The 21233-nt window shown below is 65.0% G+C and carries 24 protein-coding genes, 1 pseudogene and 1 riboswitch; of the genes and pseudogenes, 19 read left to right on the top strand and 6 right to left on the bottom strand.

The annotated features are described in order from the left end of the window. Positions 1-99: 99 nt before the first annotated feature. On the top strand, positions 100-834 hold the full coding sequence (locus ACTJK0_RS01620) for an alpha/beta fold hydrolase (protein WP_110540944.1): 735 nt from the start codon (positions 100-102) through the stop codon (positions 832-834). On the opposite strand, the gene thiC is transcribed toward ACTJK0_RS01620, so the two are convergent. Further along, positions 831-2657 (bottom strand): phosphomethylpyrimidine synthase ThiC, encoded by a 1827-nt coding sequence (thiC, locus tag ACTJK0_RS01615; RefSeq protein WP_440744028.1) that lies wholly within the window; start codon positions 2655-2657, stop codon positions 831-833. The two genes, ACTJK0_RS01620 and thiC, sit on opposite strands and share 4 nt — an antisense overlap. Further along, positions 2653-2760, bottom strand: a riboswitch (TPP riboswitch). (Overlaps the previous gene by 5 nt.) A gap of 79 nt (positions 2761-2839) precedes the next feature. Here thiC and ACTJK0_RS01610 point away from each other — a divergent pair. The 14 genes and pseudogenes from ACTJK0_RS01610 to ACTJK0_RS01545 form a co-directional block, all read left to right on the top strand. Continuing rightward, positions 2840-3922 carry an amidohydrolase family protein gene (locus tag ACTJK0_RS01610; RefSeq protein WP_440744027.1) on the top strand — a complete coding sequence of 361 codons (1083 nt, stop codon included), beginning with the start codon at positions 2840-2842 and terminating at the stop codon, positions 3920-3922. Between the two features lie 99 nt (positions 3923-4021). Then, positions 4022-4897 carry a VOC family protein gene (locus tag ACTJK0_RS01605; RefSeq protein ID WP_110540941.1) on the top strand — a complete coding sequence of 292 codons (876 nt, stop codon included), beginning with the start codon at positions 4022-4024 and terminating at the stop codon, positions 4895-4897. Between the two features lie 121 nt (positions 4898-5018). Further along, positions 5019-5474 carry a hypothetical protein gene (locus ACTJK0_RS01600; protein WP_110540940.1) on the top strand — a complete coding sequence of 152 codons (456 nt, stop codon included), beginning with the start codon at positions 5019-5021 and terminating at the stop codon, positions 5472-5474. A gap of 238 nt (positions 5475-5712) precedes the next feature. After that, a complete protein-coding gene (rpsP, locus tag ACTJK0_RS01595; RefSeq protein ID WP_110542049.1) occupies positions 5713-6135 on the top strand; it encodes a 30S ribosomal protein S16 in 423 nt (140 codons plus the stop codon). Between the two features lies 1 nt (position 6136). Beyond that, entirely contained in the window at positions 6137-6379 is a 243-nt protein-coding gene (locus ACTJK0_RS01590) for an RNA-binding protein (protein ID WP_013601399.1), read from the top strand. A 114-nt stretch (positions 6380-6493) separates the two neighbouring features. Then, positions 6494-7039 (top strand): ribosome maturation factor RimM, encoded by a 546-nt coding sequence (gene rimM / locus ACTJK0_RS01585; protein WP_440744026.1) that lies wholly within the window; start codon positions 6494-6496, stop codon positions 7037-7039. Further along, positions 7040-7852, top strand: coding sequence for a tRNA (guanosine(37)-N1)-methyltransferase TrmD (trmD, locus tag ACTJK0_RS01580; RefSeq protein WP_440744025.1), 813 nt, complete (start codon positions 7040-7042; stop codon positions 7850-7852). 235 nt (positions 7853-8087) lie between these two features. Next, the gene (gene rplS, locus ACTJK0_RS01575; RefSeq protein ID WP_018768283.1) at positions 8088-8447 is read left to right on the top strand and encodes a 50S ribosomal protein L19; all 360 of its coding nucleotides are present in this window, start codon (positions 8088-8090) and stop codon (positions 8445-8447) included. Between the two features lie 83 nt (positions 8448-8530). Next, the gene (lepB, locus tag ACTJK0_RS01570) at positions 8531-9208 is read left to right on the top strand and encodes a signal peptidase I (protein WP_110540937.1); all 678 of its coding nucleotides are present in this window, start codon (positions 8531-8533) and stop codon (positions 9206-9208) included. Further along, positions 9209-10030, top strand: a complete 822-nt coding sequence (lepB, locus tag ACTJK0_RS01565) for a signal peptidase I (protein ID WP_110540936.1) — start codon at positions 9209-9211, stop codon at positions 10028-10030. A gap of 2 nt (positions 10031-10032) precedes the next feature. Continuing rightward, entirely contained in the window at positions 10033-10818 is a 786-nt protein-coding gene (locus ACTJK0_RS01560) for a ribonuclease HII (RefSeq protein ID WP_440744024.1), read from the top strand. A gap of 47 nt (positions 10819-10865) precedes the next feature. Next, complete coding sequence (locus tag ACTJK0_RS01555) at positions 10866-11192, top strand: DUF2469 domain-containing protein (protein ID WP_440744023.1); 327 nt, start codon at positions 10866-10868, stop codon at positions 11190-11192. 107 nt (positions 11193-11299) lie between these two features. After that, entirely contained in the window at positions 11300-11656 is a 357-nt protein-coding gene (locus tag ACTJK0_RS01550) for a YraN family protein (RefSeq protein WP_440744022.1), read from the top strand. After that, a pseudogene (locus ACTJK0_RS01545) lies at positions 11656-12339 on the top strand (magnesium chelatase domain-containing protein); the annotation flags it as partial. The gene ACTJK0_RS01550 and the pseudogene ACTJK0_RS01545, both read left to right, overlap by 1 nt. Before the next feature lie 595 nt (positions 12340-12934). On the opposite strand, the gene ACTJK0_RS01540 reads toward ACTJK0_RS01545, so the two are convergent. Further along, positions 12935-13738 (bottom strand): alpha/beta fold hydrolase, encoded by an 804-nt coding sequence (locus ACTJK0_RS01540; RefSeq protein ID WP_440744021.1) that lies wholly within the window; start codon positions 13736-13738, stop codon positions 12935-12937. A gap of 457 nt (positions 13739-14195) precedes the next feature. Here ACTJK0_RS01540 and ACTJK0_RS01535 point away from each other — a divergent pair, with 457 nt between their 5' ends. Beyond that, positions 14196-15173: an NAD(P)H-dependent flavin oxidoreductase gene (locus tag ACTJK0_RS01535; protein WP_440744020.1), complete on the top strand. Its 978-nt coding sequence runs from the start codon at positions 14196-14198 to the stop codon at positions 15171-15173. Positions 15174-15377: 204 nt separating this feature from the next. Here ACTJK0_RS01535 and ACTJK0_RS01530 read toward each other — a convergent pair whose 3' ends face one another. The 3 genes from ACTJK0_RS01530 to ACTJK0_RS01520 form a co-directional block, all read right to left on the bottom strand. Next, the gene (locus tag ACTJK0_RS01530; RefSeq protein WP_440744019.1) at positions 15378-15791 is read right to left on the bottom strand and encodes a nuclear transport factor 2 family protein; all 414 of its coding nucleotides are present in this window, start codon (positions 15789-15791) and stop codon (positions 15378-15380) included. Positions 15792-15961: 170 nt separating this feature from the next. Continuing rightward, positions 15962-16333 carry a DUF7793 family protein gene (locus ACTJK0_RS01525; protein WP_440744018.1) on the bottom strand — a complete coding sequence of 124 codons (372 nt, stop codon included), beginning with the start codon at positions 16331-16333 and terminating at the stop codon, positions 15962-15964. Positions 16334-16574: 241 nt separating this feature from the next. Beyond that, entirely contained in the window at positions 16575-16886 is a 312-nt protein-coding gene (locus ACTJK0_RS01520; protein ID WP_440744017.1) for a hypothetical protein, read from the bottom strand. Between the two features lie 468 nt (positions 16887-17354). On the opposite strand from ACTJK0_RS01520, the gene ACTJK0_RS01515 reads away from it, so the two are divergent. From ACTJK0_RS01515 to ACTJK0_RS01505, 3 genes are all read left to right on the top strand, one after another. Continuing rightward, positions 17355-18812, top strand: coding sequence for an FAD-binding oxidoreductase (locus ACTJK0_RS01515; RefSeq protein WP_440744016.1), 1458 nt, complete (start codon positions 17355-17357; stop codon positions 18810-18812). Positions 18813-19129: 317 nt separating this feature from the next. Further along, positions 19130-19588, top strand: a complete 459-nt coding sequence (locus ACTJK0_RS01510; RefSeq protein ID WP_440744015.1) for a hypothetical protein — start codon at positions 19130-19132, stop codon at positions 19586-19588. A gap of 286 nt (positions 19589-19874) precedes the next feature. Then, entirely contained in the window at positions 19875-20180 is a 306-nt protein-coding gene (locus ACTJK0_RS01505; RefSeq protein ID WP_440744014.1) for a hypothetical protein, read from the top strand. Positions 20181-20555: 375 nt separating this feature from the next. Here ACTJK0_RS01505 and istB read toward each other — a convergent pair. Continuing rightward, positions 20556-21233: IS21-like element helper ATPase IstB (istB, locus tag ACTJK0_RS01500; protein ID WP_440744013.1), on the bottom strand; the 678-nt coding region annotated here is incomplete at its 5' end.

Here is a 21233-nt window from a genome sequence, read left to right as displayed (position 1 = left end):
TCCCCGGCATCAGGAAGCGCCAGGTGTCGTTTTGACCGCTCAAGACGACACCTGGCGCTTTTTCGTTGGGATGTCGGCAGTGTGGAATAGGGTTGGGACATGTTCAAGCAGAGGGTAGTGTTCGTGCACGGCGCCGGTACCTTTGGTGCCGCCGCATGGCCGCGCCAGCACGGTATGGCACTGTCCTATGACGCCCTGTTCCTCCGCCGGCACGGCTTCGACCCGGTCGCCGAGCCCCTGGAATCGTCCTTCGCCGAGGATGCCGCCATCATCCTTCGCTCCCTGGCCGACGATGGCCGCGGGGCCGCCGGCGGCCATGTGGTGGCACACGCACAAGGCGCGATTGCGGCGATGATGGCCGCCGTCGAACGCCCGGACCTGGTGTTTTCACTGACCCTCGTCGAGCCGGCCTGCCTGTCACTGACGGCGGAACTTCCTGCCACGGCTGCCCACATCAGCCTCATGGAGCCCCTGTTCGAGGTCCGGCACCAGCTCAGCGACGAAGACTTCCAGCGTGAATTCGTCCGGAGGGTGTACGCCACGGACCTTCAGCAGCCCGCCACCACGGAGGAAAAACGGTCGGCCCGCAGGCTGAGGCTCCAGGCCCCGGCCTGGGAGGCGCCGCTCCACATCGTCCCCGGCGTGCCCACCCTGGTGCTGACCGGCGGGTGGGAACCCCTTTATGAGGAAATTGCCGGATACCTTCGGGAGACCGGTGCCCTGCACCGCGTCGCCGCGGGCGGGCACCGGCCCCATGACTCGCCCGACGGCGACCGGGCCATCCGGCAGTTCATTGGCGGGGTCAGCCGGAGCCAGCCCGCCCGGGCGTCCTAGTTGTCCGCAGGAACGCGAAGCTCCGGCAGGTAGACCTTGCCGCCGGCCGCCAGGAATTCCTGGCTCTTCTCCCGCATCCCGTCAACCGCCCCGGCCAGCGCCGCCTGCGCTTCCGCTGATCCGAATTCGTCCCGGATGTCCTGGCTGATCCGCATCGAGCAGAACTTTGGACCGCACATGGAACAAAAGTGCGCCGTCTTGGCAGGCTCGGCCGGAAGGGTTTCGTCGTGGAACGACTCGGCCGTCACCGGGTCCAGGGACAGTGCAAACTGGTCCCGCCAGCGGAATTCGAATCGGGCTTTGGACAGGGCGTCATCGCGTTCATGCGCCCCGGGGTGGCCCTTGGCGAGGTCGGCTGCGTGCGCGGCGATCTTGTAGGTGATGACGCCGGTCTTGACATCGTCCTTGTTGGGCAGGCCGAGGTGTTCCTTAGGAGTGACGTAGCAGAGCATCGCGGTGCCGTATCGGGCGATCTCGGTGGCGCCGATTGCCGACGTGATGTGGTCGTAGCCGGGGGCAACGTCGGTCACCAGCGGCCCCAGGGTGTAGAAGGGCGCACCCTTGCACAGCTCCTGCTGGCGCTCGACGTTTTCGCGTACCAGGTGGAAGGGGACGTGGCCGGGGCCTTCCACCATTACCTGCACGTCGTACTCCCAGGCGCGCTGCGTCAGCTCTGCCAGGGTGTCCAGCTCCGCGAACTGCGCGGCGTCGTTGGCATCCGCCGTGGAACCGGGGCGCAGCCCGTCGCCGAGGGAGAAGGCGACGTCGTACTTGGCGAAGATTTCGCACAGCTCATCGAAGTGCGTGTACAGGAAGTTTTCCTGGTGGTGGGCCAGGCACCATCCGGCCATGATCGACCCGCCTCGGGAGACAATGCCCGTCACGCGGTTGGCCGTCAGCGGAACATACCGGAGCAGCACGCCGGCATGGATGGTCATGTAATCCACGCCCTGCTCGCACTGCTCAATGACCGTGTCGCGGAAGATCTCCCAGGTCAGCGCGTTGGCTTCGCCGTTCACCTTTTCCAGGGCCTGGTAGATCGGAACGGTGCCGATCGGCACGGGGGAGTTGCGGATGATCCACTCCCGTGTGGTGTGGATGTCGTCGCCTGTGGACAGGTCCATGACGGTGTCGGCGCCCCACTGGGTGGCCCACTGCAGCTTGTCCACTTCCTCGGCGATGGAACTGGTCACCGCGGAGTTGCCGATGTTCGCGTTGATCTTCACCAGGAAGGCCTTGCCGATGATCATCGGCTCGGACTCCGGATGGTTGATGTTGCTGGGAATGATGGCCCGGCCCGCGGCCAGTTCGCTGCGGACCAGTTCAACATCGCAGTTTTCGCGCAGCGCCACGAAGCGCATTTCCTGGGTGATGATGCCCTGCCGGGCATAGTGCATCTGCGTCACCGTCCTGCCGCCGACGGCGCGGCGGGGCACCGGCTGGGCGCCCTTCCATTCGGCGGACGCGGCGCCGCGGCGCACGGCGGAGCGGCCGTCGTCGAGCAGGTTGCGCTCCCGGCCGCTGTAGGGCTCCGTGTCCCCGCGCGCCTCGATCCATTCGGCGCGGAACGGCTGCAGGCCGCGCACGGGGTCACTGCCCGGACCTGCGGTCCGGTAGGTCCGGAACGGTTCATTCGGCTGCCCGTTGGGTGATGGCTCCAGGGCAATCTCCGTCACGGGCACCCGGATTCCGGCGCCGGCATCTTCGATGAACGCCAGCGAATGCGACGCCAGGGACTGGGTCACCCCGGGAGTGGTAGTGTCCCCGGGCTCTCCCGTGGACAGCTGCTGGGCAGGGTTCAACTGGGTGTTTTGTGTACTCAAGGGAATACTCACTTCCTTCGCCGGCATTACCCGGACAGGTTCAACGGTCGCAGGCTGCATCAGCCCGATCTCAGCCCCTGCAGGGGCACCCGTGTGGTCAGCAACGAAGCTATCACAGGCGCCCGGAACAGTCGTGTCACAAATGCGGGTGCTAGCCTGACCGGGCACTGAAAGGAGCCGGCATGGCAGGAATCATTCACTTTCGCGGGCCCGTTCTCACGGCACCGGACCGGGTACGCCACGGGCTCTGGGCAGTGGACGGCAGGCTGACGTTCACGCCGCCGGCTGCCCTTCCCGACCATGTCCTCGACGGCTGGGTCCTGCCCGGGTTCGTGGACGCCCACTGCCACATCGGGCTGGGTCCGGGTGGGCCAGTGGAGCCTGCTGCCGCCCGGGACCAGGCACTCGACGACCTCAACGCCGGAACCCTGCTGGTGCGGGACGCCGGCTCACCTGCGGACACCCGGTGGATGCAGGGCGGCCGGGAATTCCCGGTGCTGATCCGCGCCGGCCGCCACGTGGCCCGCACCCGGCGCTATCTGCGCGGGTTCGCCGAGGAAGTCGAGCCGGAGGGCCTCGTGGAGGCCGTCCGGAAGCAGGCGCGCGACGGCGACGGCTGGGTCAAGCTCGTGGGGGACTGGATTGACCGGAGCGCCGGTGACCTGGCTCCGTCCTTTCCTGCCGCCGTCGTCCGTGACGCCGTCCATGCGGCCCATGACGAAGGCGCCCGGGTGACCGCCCATTGTTTCGCCGAGGACACCCTGGACCAGGTGCTGGACGCAGGCATCGACTGCGTCGAGCACGCCACCGGGCTCCTGCCCCGGCACCTGCCGCGGTTCGTGGAACAAGGGGTGCCGATCGTGCCCACGCTCATCAACATCGCCACCTTCCCGGACATTGCAGCGCAGGCTGACGCAAAGTTTCCCAGGTACGCGGCCCACATGCGCGCCCTGTGGGAGGGCCGCCTGGAGCGTGTGGCGCAGGCCCATGCCGCGGGGGTGCGGATATTTGCCGGAACCGACGCGGGCAGCGTGATCCGGCACGGCAGGATTGCCGACGAGATCCTTGCGCTGCATGCCGCCGGCCTCCCCATGGCAGCTGCCCTGGATGCCGCCTGCTGGTCAGCCCGGAGGTGGCTGGGCGCGGAAGGCCTGGAGGAATGGGCCCGCGCGGACGTGGTGCTGTGCAGCGACGATCCGCGGGCGGTGCCGGAGACGATCAGGACACTCACCCACGTGGTCCTGGCCGGACGCATCATCCGCTGATCTCTGCCCTTCCAGGACTTGGAATAAATTGAAGCTTCAAGTAATTTTAATATGTGACAGGCCGGCAACCGGGCGGCCTTCCAATACAAGGAGCTTCAGATGACCGCAGCACCCAGCAGCCAGGATCTTCTTCCTGCCGACCTCGCCATGGGCACGGTGATGCTCAAGGTGGGCGACATGAAGGTCATGACCGACTACTACCAGCGCGCGCTGGGCCTTGAAGTGGTGGCCGAACAGGATGGCGGACTCTACCTTGGCAGGTTGGGCCGCCCCCTGGTCCACCTGGCACCGGCGCCGGGGTTGAATCTTCCCGGCAGGGGAGAGGCCGGCCTGTTCCACACGGCATTGCTGTTCGAGGACCAGGGGTCCCTTGCTGCCACGATCGCCACAGCGGCCCAGTATGAGCCGCGGTCGTTTACCGGCAGCGCCGACCACCTGGTGAGTGAGGCCTTCTACTTCACCGATCCCGAAGGCAACGGCATTGAGCTGTACTGGGACCGGCCCCGCAGCAACTGGTCCTGGAACGGGACCGATGTGGTCATGGACAGCCTCGCACTGCCGCCCCAGCGCTATCTTGACCAGCACCTTACCGAGGCGTCGCTTGAAGGCCAGCGGCAGGCATCCGCCGGGGTGGGCCACGTCCACCTGCAGGTGGGCGACGTCCAGACGGCCCGGGACTTCTACGTCGGAACTCTCGGGTTCGAAAAGACTGCCGGCTGGCATGGCCAGGCACTGTTCGTCTCCGCCGGCCGCTATCACCACCACATGGCCATGAACGTCTGGAACAGCCGCGGCGCCGGACCGCGAAAGGACACGCTTGGACTGGGCGAAGTACTCGTCGAGGTTCCTTCCGGGGACGACGTCGGAGCGCTGGCTGACCGGCTCAAGGTCGCCGGCGTGCCCGCGCACCACACCGGAGCGGAGCTTCGCTTCGAGGATCCCTGGCGGAACAGGCTGCGGGTGGCGGTCCGCTGACCGGTGCCCGTCACCGCCCCGCGTGCACCGGCATCCCCGCAACTACTAGGCTGATCCCGTACGGCCGGGCCGCAGGCAGCGGACGGCGCGCAGTTCCGCCAACGGAAGAAGGGCACCCCCCATGGGCTTCACCGAAATCTTTGCCGCCACCCATGACGCCGCGTTGAAACGCGCCGGCATCCTTGACGAAGGCGGCGCTGCGGGGGCGGATGCGGGCCCTGCCGGCCAGGCGGTGCGTATCCCGGACATCAGCGACTTTGAAGTGGAGCAGCTCGGGGACCTCGCCGGGACGGCCGTGCACGCCGGTGGCGCAGACTATGAGCTGACCCTGGTGGACGTCGCCAGCGACACCCTCCTCGCGGTGCCGCCGGCCATGGTGCGCGCCCTCGCGGACCTGCTTACCTACGAGACCGAAGGCGACGGCAACGTGCTCGAGGACGTTGCCGAGCAGTGGGCGGCGCAGGAAGACATGCCATTCGACGCCGGGCAGGCGCGCACCTACGTGCAGCTGGTGGCGGAACTCGCCGCCGGAATCGACGATTCGGAGCGCACGGGCCTGTACGTCTGGTCCGCCTGACCTTTCCCGCCTGCACCTGCGGAACCATCCGGCATTCCTTCAAGCTCCCGCGGTGGACGGTCCGGTGGTTCCAAGTTCGAAATAACGCCGCCCATCTGGCACAATGGACAGGTACTCGATCCGCGCGGCCCCTCTCTCCGTGTCCGGATCCTGTCCTTCGAGCCCGCAAGTACGGCCCGCCCCACGGGTGCAGAAAGCCGGGTTCACCCCCTTTTCTGAAACAGGAGTGACCACAAAAGTGGCCGTAAAGATTCGCCTTAAGCGCTTCGGCAAGATGCGCGCCCCGTACTACCGCATCGTTGTTGCGGACTCACGCACCAAGCGTGATGGCCGCGCCATCGAGGAAATCGGCAAGTACCACCCCACCGAAGAGCCCTCGTTCATCGAGGTCAACTCCGAGCGTGCCCAGTACTGGCTCTCCGTCGGCGCCCAGCCGTCCGAGCAGGTTGCCGCGATCCTGAAGATCACCGGCGACTGGCAGAAGTTCAAGGGCCTGCCGGGCCAGGAAGGCACCCTCAAGACCAAGGTCGAGAAGGAATCCTTCGTTGCCCCGGAGAAGGGCTCGGTCATCATCCCGGAAGCCATCACCAAGAAGGCCTCCAAGTCTGACGCTGCCGAGGCCCCGGCCGACGCCGAAGCTGAGACCACCGAGGCTGAGTAAGTTGCTGGCAGAAGCGCTGGAGCACCTGGTCCGCGGAATCGTCGATTCCCCGGATGACGTCAAGGTCAGTTCGAAGAGCAACCGCCGCGGGGACACCCTCGAGGTGCGCGTTCACCAGGACGACCTGGGACGGGTGATTGGCCGGCAGGGCCGGACGGCGCGCGCTTTGCGCACCGTCGTGGCGGCGCTGGCCGGCGGCGAACCGGTGCGGGTCGACGTCGTCGACACCGACCGCCGCCGCTGAGCGCTCGGCAACATTCAGTTTCTGCTCCGGCCCCTCCACCACAGGTGGAGGGGCCGGACTGCTTTATCAACAAAAGCCCTAACAGAACCACCACAACCCGGAACAGAGGAACAGATGCAGCTTCAGGTGGCACGGATTGGCAAGCCGCACGGCATTCGCGGGGAAGTCACGGTCCAGGTGCTGACCGACGCTCCGGAGGACCGCTTCGTCCCCGGCACGGAGTTCGTGGTTGAGCCTGCTACGGCAGGGCCCCTGACCGTAAGCAGTGCGCGCTGGAACAAGGACATCCTGCTCCTCGGGTTCGAGGAAGTGGCGGACCGCAACACGGCCGAAACCCTCCGCGGCGCCAAGCTGTTCATCGAAACGGAAGAGCTTGACGAGGACGACGACGAGGGCTGGTACGAGCACGAACTCGTCGGCTTGGAGGCGCGGGTGGGGACACAGGTGGTGGGCAAGGTGAGCGCCCTGAACACCATGCCCGTCCAGGATCTGCTTCTGGTCACTACCCCGGAAGGGGCTGAAATCCTCGTCCCGTTCGTGGAGCAAATCGTCCCCGAGGTCAATATCGAGGAAGGCTTCATCCTCCTCACCCCGCCGGACGGCCTCTTCGAACTCAATACCGAAGACTCCGCCCCCTCCGCAACGGAAAGCGCTGACTAGATGCGGATCGACGTCGTCAGCATCTTTCCCGAGTACCTGGCTCCGCTGGAACTCTCCCTGATTGGCAAGGCGCGGCAGGACGGAATCCTCGACCTGCACGTCCACGACCTGCGCAGCTTCACCACCGACAAGCACCGTTCCGTCGACGACACCCCGTATGGCGGCGGCGCCGGGATGGTGATGAAGCCCGAACCCTGGGCGCAGGCACTCTCCGCCGTCGCGGACGGACGTCCGGACCCCACCCGCCGGCCCGTGCTGATCGTCCCGTCACCCGCAGGTGAACGCTTTACCCAGGCCCTCGCCTACGAACTGGCGGAAGAGCAGCACCTGGCCTTCGCCTGCGGCCGGTATGAAGGCATTGACGAGCGGGTCATCGAATGGGCGCAGGAACATTTCACCGTCCGTCCCGTCAGCCTGGGTGACTATGTGCTCAACGGTGGGGAAGTGGCCGTCCTTGCCATGGTCGAAGCCATCGGCAGGCTGCTTCCCGGCGTGGTGGGTAACCCCGAGTCCCTGGTGGAGGAGTCCCACTCGGACGGACTCCTGGAGTACCCCGTCTACACCAAGCCCTCGGTCTGGCGCGACCGCGAAGTGCCCCCTGTCCTCCTCAGCGGCAACCACGGCAGGATCGCGCAATGGCGGCGCCACGAACAGTACCGCCGGACGGCCCAGCGCCGGCCGGACCTGCTGGAAGGGTTCGACGCCGGCAGCCTGCCGCGTGCCGACCGTACCGAACTGCACAGCCTGGGGTACGACATCGTGGACGGCAAACTGGTGCACCGCCCGGATGCAGCGGCCGGGCAGCAGGATTAATCCCGACGGAATTGGCGTAACCCTGCCGCTGTGGCAAAATTAACCCTTGTGTCTGCTGGGTCCGCACCTGCCACAGGGGGTAGCGCGGCCAACAGCCGGACAACCGGCCCATCAACCCTTGAAGCGGCCGGACCACTTTTTCTTCGGCGGTGAGACCCGGCCTGCCCACCAGCAGCCGGACTTGACCGCCGTGACCCAAAGTGAATGACCTGTGGCGTTCACCAGGAGTGCAATCATGCATATTCTCGATTCCGTCGATGCAGCCTCGCTGCGCAACGATGTTCCCGAATTCCGCGCGGGCGACACCCTCAAGGTGCACGTGAACATCATCGAAGGCAAGAACACCCGTGTCCAGGTATTCCAGGGCTTCGTCCTGGGCCGCCAGGGTGACGGCGTGCGCGAAACCTTCACCGTCCGCAAGGTTTCCTTCGGTGTCGGTGTGGAGCGTACCTTCCCGGTGCACTCCCCGATCATCGAAAAGATCGAGGTTGTCACCAAGGGTGACGTCCGCCGCGCCAAGCTGTACTACATGCGTGCGCTGCGTGGCAAGGCCGCCAAGATCAAGGAAAAGCGCGACTTCAGCTCCGCCAAGTAAGTCCCTGCCGGACTTCACCCAGGCAGGAGCGCGGCCGTAGCCGGCAAGCGCCGGAGCACTGCACCAGCGCCAGGATACGGACCATGCACCAGACAAAACGCCAGCCCCGCAAAAAGGGCTGGCGTTTTGTTTTGGCGGCCTTGGTCGTGGCGGTCGCCATCAGCGGACTGGTGCGGTCCCTCTGGCTGGATGTCTACTTCATCCCTTCCAATTCCATGGAACCGCTCCTGCAGGGCGGGGACCGCATCCTGGTGTCCCGCACCGATTTCCAGGGCGAACCCATCAGGCACGGCGACGTGGTTGTCTTTGACGGCCGGGGCAGTTTTGCGCCCCTCAACAGTGGCAAGGGTCCGGTTATGGATGCCGCCGCCTCGGCCCTGCAATGGGTTGGGCTCACGGGCAGTGACACCACCTACGTCAAGCGCGTTATCGGCCTCCCCGGGGACGCCGTGGCCTGCTGCGATGCCGGTGGGCACGTCACCGTCAATGGATCCGCCCTGGACGAGCCCTATATCTTCCCCGGGGATGCCCCCAGTACCCAAAAATTCAACGTGGTGGTCCCGCAGGGCAGGCTCTGGCTGATGGGGGACCACCGCTCCGTGTCCGCCGATTCCCGCAGCCTGCTCGGTGCCCCCGGTGGCGGCCTGGTCCCGGTGGACCGGGTGATCGGCCGGCCGGTCCAGATCCTCTGGCCGCTTGATAGATTTGCTCCAGTAGCACGGCCGCCCGCAGCGGTGCCCACAACACAGAACGGACGGTAAATGCCCGAGAACCAAGCGCGGAACCCCGACCCGCGCCACGACGGCCCCACAGAACCGCCGGCCGTTCCAGCCTCCGGGACTACTGACGCCGGCGAAGCCGCCGGCTCCGTCAACCGGCGCAACCGGACGGCCTCGAAAACCGCCGCGAAATCCGGCAACCCGTTGCTGGGATGGCTGAAGGAAATCGCCACCGTCGTGGTCATCGCGGTGGTGCTGTCCTTCCTGATCAAGACCTTCCTGTTCCGGGCTTTTTTCATCCCCTCGGAGTCCATGGTGAACACCCTGGACATCGACGACCGGATCTTCGTCAACCTCCTGGTTCCGGAGCCCTTCGCACTCAGCCGCGGAGACGTCGTGGTATTCCGTGACACCAAGGGCTGGCTGCCGCCCGCCCCGGCCAAGGAACAGGGCCCGTTCACCTGGGTCCAGGACGGCCTGACATTCGTTGGACTCCTGCCTGACAATACGGACCAGCACCTCGTCAAGCGCGTCATCGGGCTCCCCGGCGACCATGTGGTGTGCTGTGACGCCGGCGGTAAACTGACCATCAACGGAACCTCCATCGACGAGGCCTACATCAATCCCGCCGAGGTCCCGCAGGTCCGCAACTTCGACGTCACCGTCCCGGAAGGCAAGGTGTGGGTGATGGGCGACAACCGCAACCACTCAGCCGATTCCCGTGCCCACATGGAGACCGACGGCGGATTCATCGACCTCAAGGACCTGGAAGGCAAGGCCGCCGTCATCGCCTGGCCGCTGAACCGGATCAAGACACTGGACAACTATCCGGATGTCTTCAAGAACGTCCCGGCGGCGCGCTGACCATGTCCTCCGCGGTGCAGACCTCCCCGGCGCCCACGCCACGTTCCGGCACTAAGCCGTCGGCCCGTGGCGGCAAGGCTCCCACGCTGCGGCATGAGCGCACCTTCAAGGCCCAGGGAATCCGATTGCTTGCCGGTGTGGACGAGGTGGGCCGCGGCGCCCTTGCCGGACCTGTCAGCGTGGGAATTGCCGTGGTGGATCTGGAACGCCAAAAGCCGCTGGCCGGCGTGCGGGACAGCAAGCTCCTCAGCCCCGCGGAACGCGAACGGCTGGATCCCCTGGTGCGGCGCTGGAGCGTCGCCTCGGCGGTGGGGCACGCAAGCGCCGGCGAGATTGATTCGCTCGGCATCATCGCTGCCCTGCGGCTCGCCGGAACCCGGGCCTGGGGCAGCATCCTCGGCGCCGGGGTCGTTCCGGACGCCGTGCTGCTGGATGGAAGCCACAACTGGCTTTCACCGGCGGAGCAGCTCTCCCTGTTCGACCAGCCGGTGCTTGAGGCCTCCTGTGACGCGCCCGTCCACACCAAGGTGAAGGCGGACATGCAGTGCCTCAGCGTGGCGGCCGCGAGCGTCATAGCCAAGGTGGAACGGGACCGGATCATGCGCGGCCTGCACGTCGAATACCCGGCTTATGGATGGGACGTCAACAAGGGGTATGCCACCCGCACGCACCGCGACGTCCTGCGTGCCGCCGGGCCCACGCCTTACCACCGGGTCAGCTGGCGGCTGCTGGGCGGGGAACTGCAGGGCGTCGAGGTGCCCGACGGGGAAGAGCCGTTCGACGACTGACCCGCCCTGCGGCGGCAGCCGTGCCGGACATGGTGCAAGATGGAAGCATGAGTGCTGAAGATCTTGAGAACTATGAAACCGACATGGAGCTTCAGCTCTATCGTGAATACCGCGACGTTGTCGGCCTCTTCAGCTACGTCGTCGAGACCGAGCGGCGCTTCTACCTCGCCAACCATGTGGACCTCCAGGCCCGCAGCGCTGACGGCGAAGTCTATTTCGACCTGACCCTCCAGGATGCCTGGGTATGGGACGTCTATCGCTCTGCGCGGTTCGTCAAGAGCGTCCGGGTCCTGACCTTCAAGGACGTCAACGTCGAGGAACTGCCCCGCAGCGATGAACTGGCGCTGCCCAAGGACGTGGACCTGGGCAACTAGACCTTCCCGCAGTCCCACTTACCCTCCACAGAGGCCCCTGTCCACATACGGCAGGGGCCTCCTGTCGTCCGTGGCCGCCCGCCTGCAGGCTGGTTGCGGAGGTAGACATGAAATCGAAAGATCTGCTGGGCAGGCACGGCGAAGACCTTGCGGCCGGCCTTCTCGAGGCGCTGGGCATGCTCGTTGTGGAGCGCAACTGGAGGTGTTCTGAGGGCGAGATCGACATCGTTGCCCTCGACGGCGACATACTGGTCATCGCCGAAGTCAAGACGCGCCGCACCCTGGACTATGGCCATCCCTTCGAAGCCGTGGGCCCGGAAAAGCTGGCGCGGCTGCATCGCCTGGGGGCAGCGTGGTGCCGTGACCGGGAGTTGCGTATGCCCCTGCGCCGCGTGGACGTCATTGCTGTCGTGGACGACGGCGGCGGGGAACCCGTGGTGGAACACCTCAAGGGGGTGGGGTGATGGTGCTCGGCCGGACTTACTCGGTGGCCCTGGTGGGGCTCAACGGGTACATGGTGGAGGTCGAGGCGGACATCGGGCAGACGCTGCCCGCCTTCGTCATCCTGGGACTGCCGGATGCAGCCCTCAACGAAGCCAAGGAGCGCATCCGCTCGGCCGCAAAGAACTCCGGGATCCCGCTCAGCCGCAGGAAGATCACCGCAAACCTCATCCCCGCCTCGCTGCCCAAGCGTGGCTCAGGTTTCGACCTTGCCGTCACCATGGCTGTGCTCAGGGCCGCGAACGACATCAAACCTACCGGACGCACCGTCTTCATCGCCGAACTGGGCCTCGACGGCCGGTTACGGCCGGTCCGCGGCGTCCTGCCCGCGGTCATGGCAGCAGTGCAGGCCGGCTATCCCGACATCGTGGTGGCACAGGCCAACCTTTGCGAGGCCTCCCTCGTCCCCGGGGCCAGGGTCCGCGGCTATCGCACGCTGGCCCGGCTGGCGCTCGACTGTGGCGCGGATCCACAGGAGCTTGCCCTCGATTTTGAGCCGGACGACGCAGACGACGCCGGTGATGGTTCGATTGCAGCGGGACCGTGCCCGGACATGGCCGACGTCTCGGGGCAGGGCGACGCACGCCGGGCGCTGGAGGTCGCGGCCGCCGGAGCACACCACGTGCTGCTCACCGGGCCACCGGGTATATGTCCTTAACCGTGTATGCGTGAAGGCCTAAGCGGCGGCCGACTTGCCGTCAAACATGCGCGCGACATTCATCGCGCGGAAGCAGCGCCTGCCCGAGCCCGGCCGAGCTGCTGCCCGGGCTCGCCGTGGACGACGAGCGGTGAGCTGGGACCAGACGCTGGCGGTGCCGGCGACCAGCAGTGTGTTTCCCAGCGGGTTCGCCCACACCTGCTGGGAGGTTCCGTCCAAAAGAAAAGCGCCGGATCCGAAAAGGAACCGAGCGCGGTGCACCACCAGGCACTGTACTCCGAACGGGTGTGACGGAACGTCACGAGGTAGAAAAGAACCAGCAGGGTAAGTGCGATCACGCCGAAAGCGGCACGCAGGGTCGTGGTATCGAGCATCATGGTGGGCCTCCGAACGTCATCGAATCCTGCCCTTTTCTCCGCAGCATGTACTACGGAAAGGCTACGTCCCGGAACAGAAGCAGGCTAGGCCGCTGGCCGGACGTCCGGACACTTGCTGGCGGTCCGACCCGGTTGGTGACGATTGGGGGAGAAACACCCGAGGTGAGGGCCCGCATTCACGCACGAACCGCGCCGGGAACGCCGGGTCAGGTCTCGCTGTGCGCGTGCAGCCAACGGCGCACCGCACCGGCGAACGCTTCCGGGGCCTCGATGAAGCTCAAGTGACCCACGTCCGGGAGGATCACGAGCTCGGATCCCGGGATCCGCCGGTGCATGTCCTCCGCCACCGTAAGGGGCGAGCGAACGTCCGCGGCCCCATACAGCAGGAGCGTTGGGACCGTGATGGTCGGCAGCACCGGGCTGTAGTCTGCGCGCCCCGACGCAGCCAAGAGCGCCCGCATCCCCGACGGACGGAAGTTCTCGAAGAGGCTGGCGACCTGGGCTTTCATCGGCTCCGTGGCCCGCTCCGTGAGGAGCGTGGGCAGCCAGACTGGGATGATCTCGGACGGAGGCTTTTCCAGTTCCGCACTCACCTGGCGGTACCGTTGCTCGACCTCCTCAGGTGGGAGCGAGCCTGCCCAGCCGGCATACGCCGAGGCGAGGATGAGCGTTGCCGGGATCTCGGGATGTTCCTTCCACAGATCCAGCGCAACAACCGAGCCGAAGGACAGGCCCAGCACGTGCGGCTTCTGCGTCCCGCCTGTCAGGCCGAGCGTCGCGAGGAATCCGGCGAGGATCTCGCCCAGAGTGCCTGCCCCGTCCACCAGGTCGTCAGACTCACCACAGCCCGGTGCGTCCCACGCGACGACGGTGAACTCGCTGGAGAGGTCCTTCAGCTGTCGTTCCCAGACCCGGCTGTCTTCATAGGCCCCGTGCAGGAGGACTAACGGCGGGCCGGTGCCCGCCGTCCGGTATGTGATGCGCTGGGCATCGACTTTGACGGCATCCATGCGATCACTATCGGAGCACTGCCCTGAGGTGTCAAGGTTGCATCCGAAGGGGCGGTGGCAGCGGCGGCCGCCATCGTCGCCCGCCGCGTCCGTGACCTCAAGCGTCTAATGCGTTCTCGGGCAGGTCTTGATCACCGGCAACCGCCAGCGATCCCAGCCGCGCGTCGTACCAGGAAGCTGAGAATCAGATCCTTCCTCACCACGCCGACCGCGGAGTGTTTCATTGTGCACTACGTCCCTGAACTGGCCGACCGGAAACCCGCCGATTTCGCCCTCTGCGCGCGGAGTCGCTTGCATGCGTGCAGCTCACTATGTGGTGGCACCGGTTCAACCCGTCGGAGGTCCGTCCGGGTTAACCCGCGTCCGGATCCCGTTGGTTGCTCGCAGCGGCCGCCGCACAAAATGACCGCTCGGGCGTAAACTCGGCCTGATCAACGGCTTCTCCGGGAGGAATGAAATGCTGTGGACAACCTTTTGCGAATTGCTCGGAGTCGAGCACCCTGTTGTTCAGGCGGGCATGGGACCATTCGGCAGCGGCGCCGAACTGGCGGCCGCGGTGTCCAATGCGGGCGCCCTGGGAAGCCTGGGCGGCGCGGCCCGGTCGCCTGAAGACCTGCGGCAACAACTGGCCGTTCTGCGCAGACTGACCGAGCGTCCGTTCGCGGTCAACTTCACGCAGCCCTGGCTTCAACAGCATCCCGATTCCTTCGACATCGCCCTTGAGATGCACGCGCCTGTCGTATCCCTTGCACTCGGCGATCCGGGCGATCTGCCCGCGCGTGCACATGAGGCGGGTGCCCTGTTTATCCAGCAGGTGCATACGGTGGAACAGGCGCTTCTGGTCGCTGAGCGGGGAGTTGATGTGATCATCGCCCAGGGAACCGAGGCAGGGGGCTTCGGCGGCAAGGTATCGACGGTGGTCCTTGTCCCCCAGGTGGTGGATGCTGTGAGTCCGGTGCCGGTCCTGGCAGCCGGAGGAATCGCCGATGGCAGGGGTTTGGCTGCTGCCCTTGTCCTCGGTGCACAGGGCGTGAACCTTGGTACCCGGTTTCTGGCTTCGGAAGAGGCGACTATCAGTGGTGAATGGAAACAGGCGATTTTGGCGGCGGGTTCCCAGAGCGCTGTGAAGGTGGACGTGTGGGATGACATCTTCGGTAAGCCCGGTGGCGGCGCCTTCGATGTTGTTCCCCGGGCTCTGTGGACGCCGTTCATCGAGCAATGGCAAGACCACCGCGCTGATGCATCCGCTGACGCCGCCCGCCTCCAGGGCGAGATCATGGAAGCCGTCAGGCAGCAGAGCATGGAGAGATTCGTGCCGTTCACAGGACAGTCGGCCGGCATGATCGGCGAGGTTCTGCCGGCCCGGGACATAGTCCAGCGACTCATCGAGCAGGCCACCGAAGCGCTCAAGAGCACTTCCCGTCTTAATGGCTGACGTCCGCAGAAGCCGAACCTCCCGGATTGGGGCTGCCAGCGGTCGGGCTGCGACCCTGACCGGAGAGTCTGGGGAAATGACGATGTCAACCGGCTCCCCGGGGACTGTGGCGCCTGTCCCGTTCCTCCGGACACTTGGTCTGCATTGTCGCCTGCTCGGCAGGGTACTGCGGCGACGAGCGTTCCGGAGCGTGGGCCCGGGCTCTTACGGCGCACCCTTGGTCATACGGTCAATCTGGGCATCGATACCGCCGGCATCGCGCACAATTTCCGTATAGATCCGGCCGGAGCGGAACCTGCCGTCCAGGACCTGGAAGATGTTGACTCCCACGAAATCCATGACCGTGCCATCCCGGCGGGTCCCGCGCATGCCCCACTCCATCCACACCTCGTCGCCGTCCGCTACCGTATGGGAAATCTTCGCCGTGAGGTCAGGAAGGTCCCTCAGCAGTGTCTCGAAATTTTGCCGGACAGCGTCTTGCCCCTGGACGGATTCCCCACGGCGCGCCGGAGCTTCGTCGATGTAGGCCCTGTCGAAGCAATTCACTGCTGCTTCCAGGTCATGTAACGACAAGGCCCTGACCCACCGTTGCGCCACTGCCTCTGGATCGTTGCCCATTCACACAATGCTGGAGGTCCGGAGCCGGTTTGGCAACAGTCCGAACGTTCGGGGCGTCGAGGAAGATGGAACTGCCCGACAACAGATTCCAAGGTACAGAATGTGGCTCGTAGATACAGGAAACCCATTCCTTCGCCGCGGGGCGAGTTTGAACCACGGCGGCGGGCAGCTTATTCTCCGAGCAGCCAGTTTATGGATTCGGTCCGGGAACTGAAATAGCGGGTGGGGCAAGGAGGGACGCGCACGTCGAAGAAGAAGTTTGCGAGAACGCGATCCACAGGGCCGGATCCAAATAAGGCGATCCGGGAGGCCGCAGACGGGATGGAAAAGACGGCGCTGGCCTGGCGGCTCACGGCCTCTACTGTCACCATTTCCACCAGCAGCGGATATTCCGAACCCTCGGCTATTTCGTTGACTGCGGCCGTTGCGGCGTATGCGTCTTGAGCCTCGATACTGACATTGGGTTTCCAGGTAAGGTGAATGACTCCATCAGCTTGGAGTTCGACGGCGCCTTTGCCGCCTTCGACCACTATCGATTCCATCGTCTATCCCCTAGCTCTGTTGCAACGGCAGCGGCTGTAGGCCGAGTGGCGAAGCGGAAATGCTCTTTGTGACCTGATGACGAGTGGGAGACGATGACCGCTAATTTGCTGGCGAACTTCGCATAGTTGGACGCCCAACAACTCTTTCCACGAAAAGCGCGCTCGTCCTGAGCGCGCAGCTGTCTGTCGATGAAACTTATACACGCGCCCCTCCCAGACAGGGGCCGCGCATCCTGCTTGCCTACCGGCCAACCTGCCCGCAAACACCGTTGAGCTTGAAGTCAGACCACGCCGGGCTCGAGAAGTCCGTGAAGCCATCCGACGTGGCGGACAGCGATGCGAGGTCACTGTTCGTCGAGTGGCTGCCATAGCCCGGTGTCACACCTGGAACCTCTGCCACGTCTCCCAGTGGATGATTCGCAAAGGCTGCATCGCTGGCGCAATCATACGATTCGACAATGGGGTGGATCGTTGCAGACGCAGCCGGCGCCAGTCCCAAAGTCCCCGCAAATACAATGCCCGCAACCGCGAGTGATCTCCTTGTCAGGGTCATGGCTTTCTCCTTACTGTCAGGAGCGACGGAGCGTCGCTCGAGCTCCATTAAGCTCTTTTACCGAAGGCAAAGACAATAGCGCCGGCATTCGAAACAACCGGCCCTCAATGGGCGGCAGTAATTCAGTGTCCATCTGTTGAAATCGGCGACCGCCTCAGGTCGGCAGGCGCAGCTCGGCTGCCGCGTGTCTCCTCATGCCGTAGCCAGGTGATGACGGCGTAGAGGGCAACGCCTTTTCTTGCCGCTTCTTGACCTCGGAAACGGGCAGGCGTACGTTACGGTTAGTCGTCGATCCGAAGGGTGTGCTCGCCAGCTTCGCCTACCGGGCTCGCGGCAGGCGCATGTTCGCGAATCACGCCGATAGCTGCGTGCCAAGACTCACGCAGCATAGGTGCATCCGGTCTCCGCCGCTGCAGCAGGCCTGTCGGTCTGCTCCCGGGCTCTCCTCCGGCCCGCAGTGGCTACATCATGAATGTCCCGCACGGCCGGGAGGGTGGCTGTGCCGAGTCCCTGATCGTGCAGGCATGCTCAGGGGGAATGGGAGTCACCATGGACAACAACGGATTTCAGGCCCTGCAGGAAAAAGTACGCGGCCAGGTCATCACTTCCGACCACCCCCTCTACGACGCCTCACGAACCGTCTATAACGGCATGATTGACAAACATCCCGCAGCCATATTGCGTGTTTCGCAAGTCGCGGACGTCATCGCGGGAGTCAACTTTGCCCGCGACGAGGGCCTGGACCTGGCGCTTAGAGGTGGTGGGCACAGTGCGCCCGGATTCGGGACCTGCGACGGGGGCCTCGTGCTGGACTTCGCCGACCGCAGGGGCGTCCGGGTAGATCCTACTGCCGTAACGGCCCGGGCTGAGGCCGGCACCACCTGGGCTGACTTCAACCACGCAACAAACGCATTCGGGCTAGCAACAACCGGCGGCATTATCGGATCCACAGGTGTTGCTGGACTGACGCTCGGCGGCGGCATCGGCTACCTCGCCCGTAAGTATGGTCTGTCCTGCGACAACCTCAAATCCGCGGATGTGGTTACCGCAGAGGGGAAGTTCCTCACAGCCAGCGCAACCGAGAATGATGATCTGTTCTGGGCGTTACGTGGCGGCACAGGAAACTTCGGCGTCGTCACTTCCCTGGAATTCGACCTGCATCCCGTCGACGTGGTGTACGGCGGTGTGGTCATCTATCTGCTCGAGCACGCTGAGGCTGTTTCCCAGCTGTACCGGGACTACATTGCCACGGCTCCGGAAGAGATGGGAATCTTCCTCGGATTCCACCAGGGCCCGCCGGTCCCCTTCCTGCCGGAGGAGCACCACGGCAAGCCCGTGGTGGTTGTGGTGGGTGGCTGGACAGGTCCCCACGATGAAGGCGAGCGGCAATGGAAGCAATTCCTGGACGTCGCCCCCGTTGCTGGGTCGTTTATCGGGCCGCTCCCGTACCCGATGCTCAACACTCTGTTCGACCCGCTTCTTCCGAAAGGCCTCCAAGCATATTGGAAGGCGGAGTTCCTTCCAGAGCTAAGCGACGATGTGATCGGCGTTGCCCAGAAATTCGGAGCCGGCGTGCCCAGCCCCCAAACCGCCAATCATTTCTATCCCATTAATGGCGCGGCCCAACGCGTAGGACAGGATGAGACTGCCTTTCCTTACCGGGACGTCAACTTCTCGGTAGCCATCGCCGGAATGTGGGAGTCCCCGGCGGACAACGACGCCAACACGAAGTGGGTCCGAGACTACTACCAGGCCCTGCATCCCCATGGGGCCGGCGCGGGCTATGTAAATTTCCTTGACGCCGACGACCAGTCCCGCATAGAGGACAACTACGGGGGAAACTACGCCCGGCTAGCCAAGATCAAGGCCAAGTACGATCCCGGCAACCTGTTCCACATCAACCAGAACATCAAACCGGTGGCCTGAAACGCGGAAGAGCCTTCACTAAGTCAATATTTCGGGGCTTTGCTTCAGCGAGATAACCGGCAAACCCCGGCGGTTCGATGGGCTCGTGGGGCCGCATTCAGGCGGTGCTGCCGTCATCCTTTAGCGCCTGTGACCTTGGCTGTGGCAGGGCGAGAATACCTTCGACACCGTCAAAAGCAGGTAATCGGTGTTCAGTCCCCCTCGTAACTCCGCCCGCGAAGCTGGAGCAGGACCTTGGATGTGTTGTCCCCTCGAGCCGGTCCGCTGGTGCGCGTGCAGGAAGTGGTCAGACTGGATGTATCAGGGAAGGAACTGGAATGCCTAAAGTGGAGATGGTTGTGGATACCCGCGTTCCGCCGGCGACGGTGAGGGAAGCGCTGTTGGATTTCAGCCCGGGCAGGCCGAACGTCTGGCCGGGCATTCATGCGCCGCTGTATGAGGTGTACGACGTGGGGGACACGTACGCGGATATCAGGGAAGGGAGCAAGGCTCCCGGCGGCGCGATCTGGGCCAAGGAACACTACGACTGGTCAGATCCCGAGACAGTGACGTGGACTGTGCAGGAGAGCAATTTCTGCGCACCCGGAAGTTACGTGAGCGCACGGATCAAGCCGAACGTATCGGGCGGATCACGCATTCACATCACGTGGAACCGGACTCCAACCAGCATGGCGGGGCGGGTTGCAGCGTTCTTGATTGTCGCGACGCGGGGCGCTCCAGTGGCAAGCTCTCTGCGCCTGGGCCTGAAGCGACTGGAAGCCAAGGGCGTCGGGTAGTCCTTGGCCACACTCCGGCGTCGAAGGTCGCTGGCGGAAGTCCTGCCCCGATCTGCCCGGTCGCATGGGCGACGCAGGTTAGGCTTTCATCAAACAGGGCGTCTGCTTACTCTGGACCGCGGGGAACTGTGTCTGAACTACAAGCCGGTCATGCGAACGCCGCCGCTGCTGACACCACCGCACCGGACACCGTGCAGCAACCAGAAACCGGCGGTTCCTGCTGCGCCGGATGCGGCGACGATGCCGCACCGAAGCCGGTCGCCATCAGAGTTCCCGGGCGTCGGGAGTGACTGGCTACGAGCTCAGGGTCATCCCGGGCTGCCCCAATACCGGCCCTGCAGCGGAGTTGTTCCGGGAGGCCCTGACCGCGGAAGGCATAGCCGCTGACCGGCTCACTATCCGGGTCGTGGCCTCCGAGGACGACGCCACTGCCCTTGCCTTCCATGGATCGCCCACATTCACCGCAGGCGGAGGGGACCTGTTCCCGGCCCCCTCCGCTCCGGCATTGTCCTGCCGCGTCTATCTCACCAGCCATGGCCTGGCCGGACTGCCGGACCCTGCAGCCCTGCGGGCCGCCCTGGCTGCAACATAGCTTCTCCGGCCTCCACCCGCATAATCCGCACCCGCTCGGACGGCGCATCGTCACGCAGCCTGTAGGCCCACGCTTCCCCCAGGCAGGGGCCACGGGAAACCTCAGCATTTGGTTCCATAGCCGCTCATTGTCCGTCCCCACCCCGGCTGCTGTCTCCTACCAGATCCATGCCTACACAGTTAGAAGTCAGAACTTGATGATCATGTGGTGAAAGCACCGTTTTGCCTGATAATGCAAGGATGTCAATGGCCTTTGGTTTCTGCCCACGGGCGGCCAGTTAATCGGCCCGCTGGTGGCCAGTAAATCTGCCCGGTGATGGCCAACAGATCTGCCCACTGAGGGTTTTCGGTGGGATTGGCCATCGTCGAGGGTTTGTTAGTTCAGTTCGGTGACTCCTTTCCCGGCGAGGGCTTGAGTGAGTCGGATGGAGTCGCCGCTGGTTTGGCAGACGTGGGCGTGGTGCAGGAGCCGGTCCACGGTTGCCGTGGCGAGGGTTTTGGGCATCAGTTCATCGAAGCCGGCGGGGTGCAGGTTCGAGCTGATCGCGACGGAGCGTTTCTCGTAGGCGGCGTCCACGACCCGGTAGAGTCCTTCGGCGGCGTCGGTGGCCACCGGGAGAAGGCCGATGTCATCGATCACGACGAGTTCCGCGCGGAGGATTCTAGCCACGGCCCTGGTGACGCTGTCGTCGGTGCGGTGTGCGCGGATGAGGGCGCCGAGGTCTTCGAGTCTGAACCAGGCAACGCGCATCCCGGCTTCGACGGCTTGCTGGCCGAGGGCTTCGAGGAAGAACGTTTTCCCGGTGCCGGAGGGCCCGCAGACGACCAGGTTCTCGCGTCGGGTGATCCATTCCAGGGTGCGCAGGGCTTGCTGGGTGGGCGCCGGGATGGAGGAGACGGCGGGGTCCCAGACGTCGAAGGTCTTCCCGGTCGGGAAGCCTGCTGCTTTGCGCCGGGTGGCGAGCATGGACCGGGCCCGGCCTGCGGCTTCTTCGGTGAACAGTGCCTTGATGATCTCGGTTGGTTCCCAGCGCTGGGCGCGGGCGGTCGCGAT

Source organism: Paenarthrobacter sp. 22069 (assembly GCF_052046035.1).
Classification (GTDB): domain Bacteria; phylum Actinomycetota; class Actinomycetes; order Actinomycetales; family Micrococcaceae; genus Arthrobacter.
This window is presented reverse-complemented; position numbering and strand designations above follow the sequence as displayed.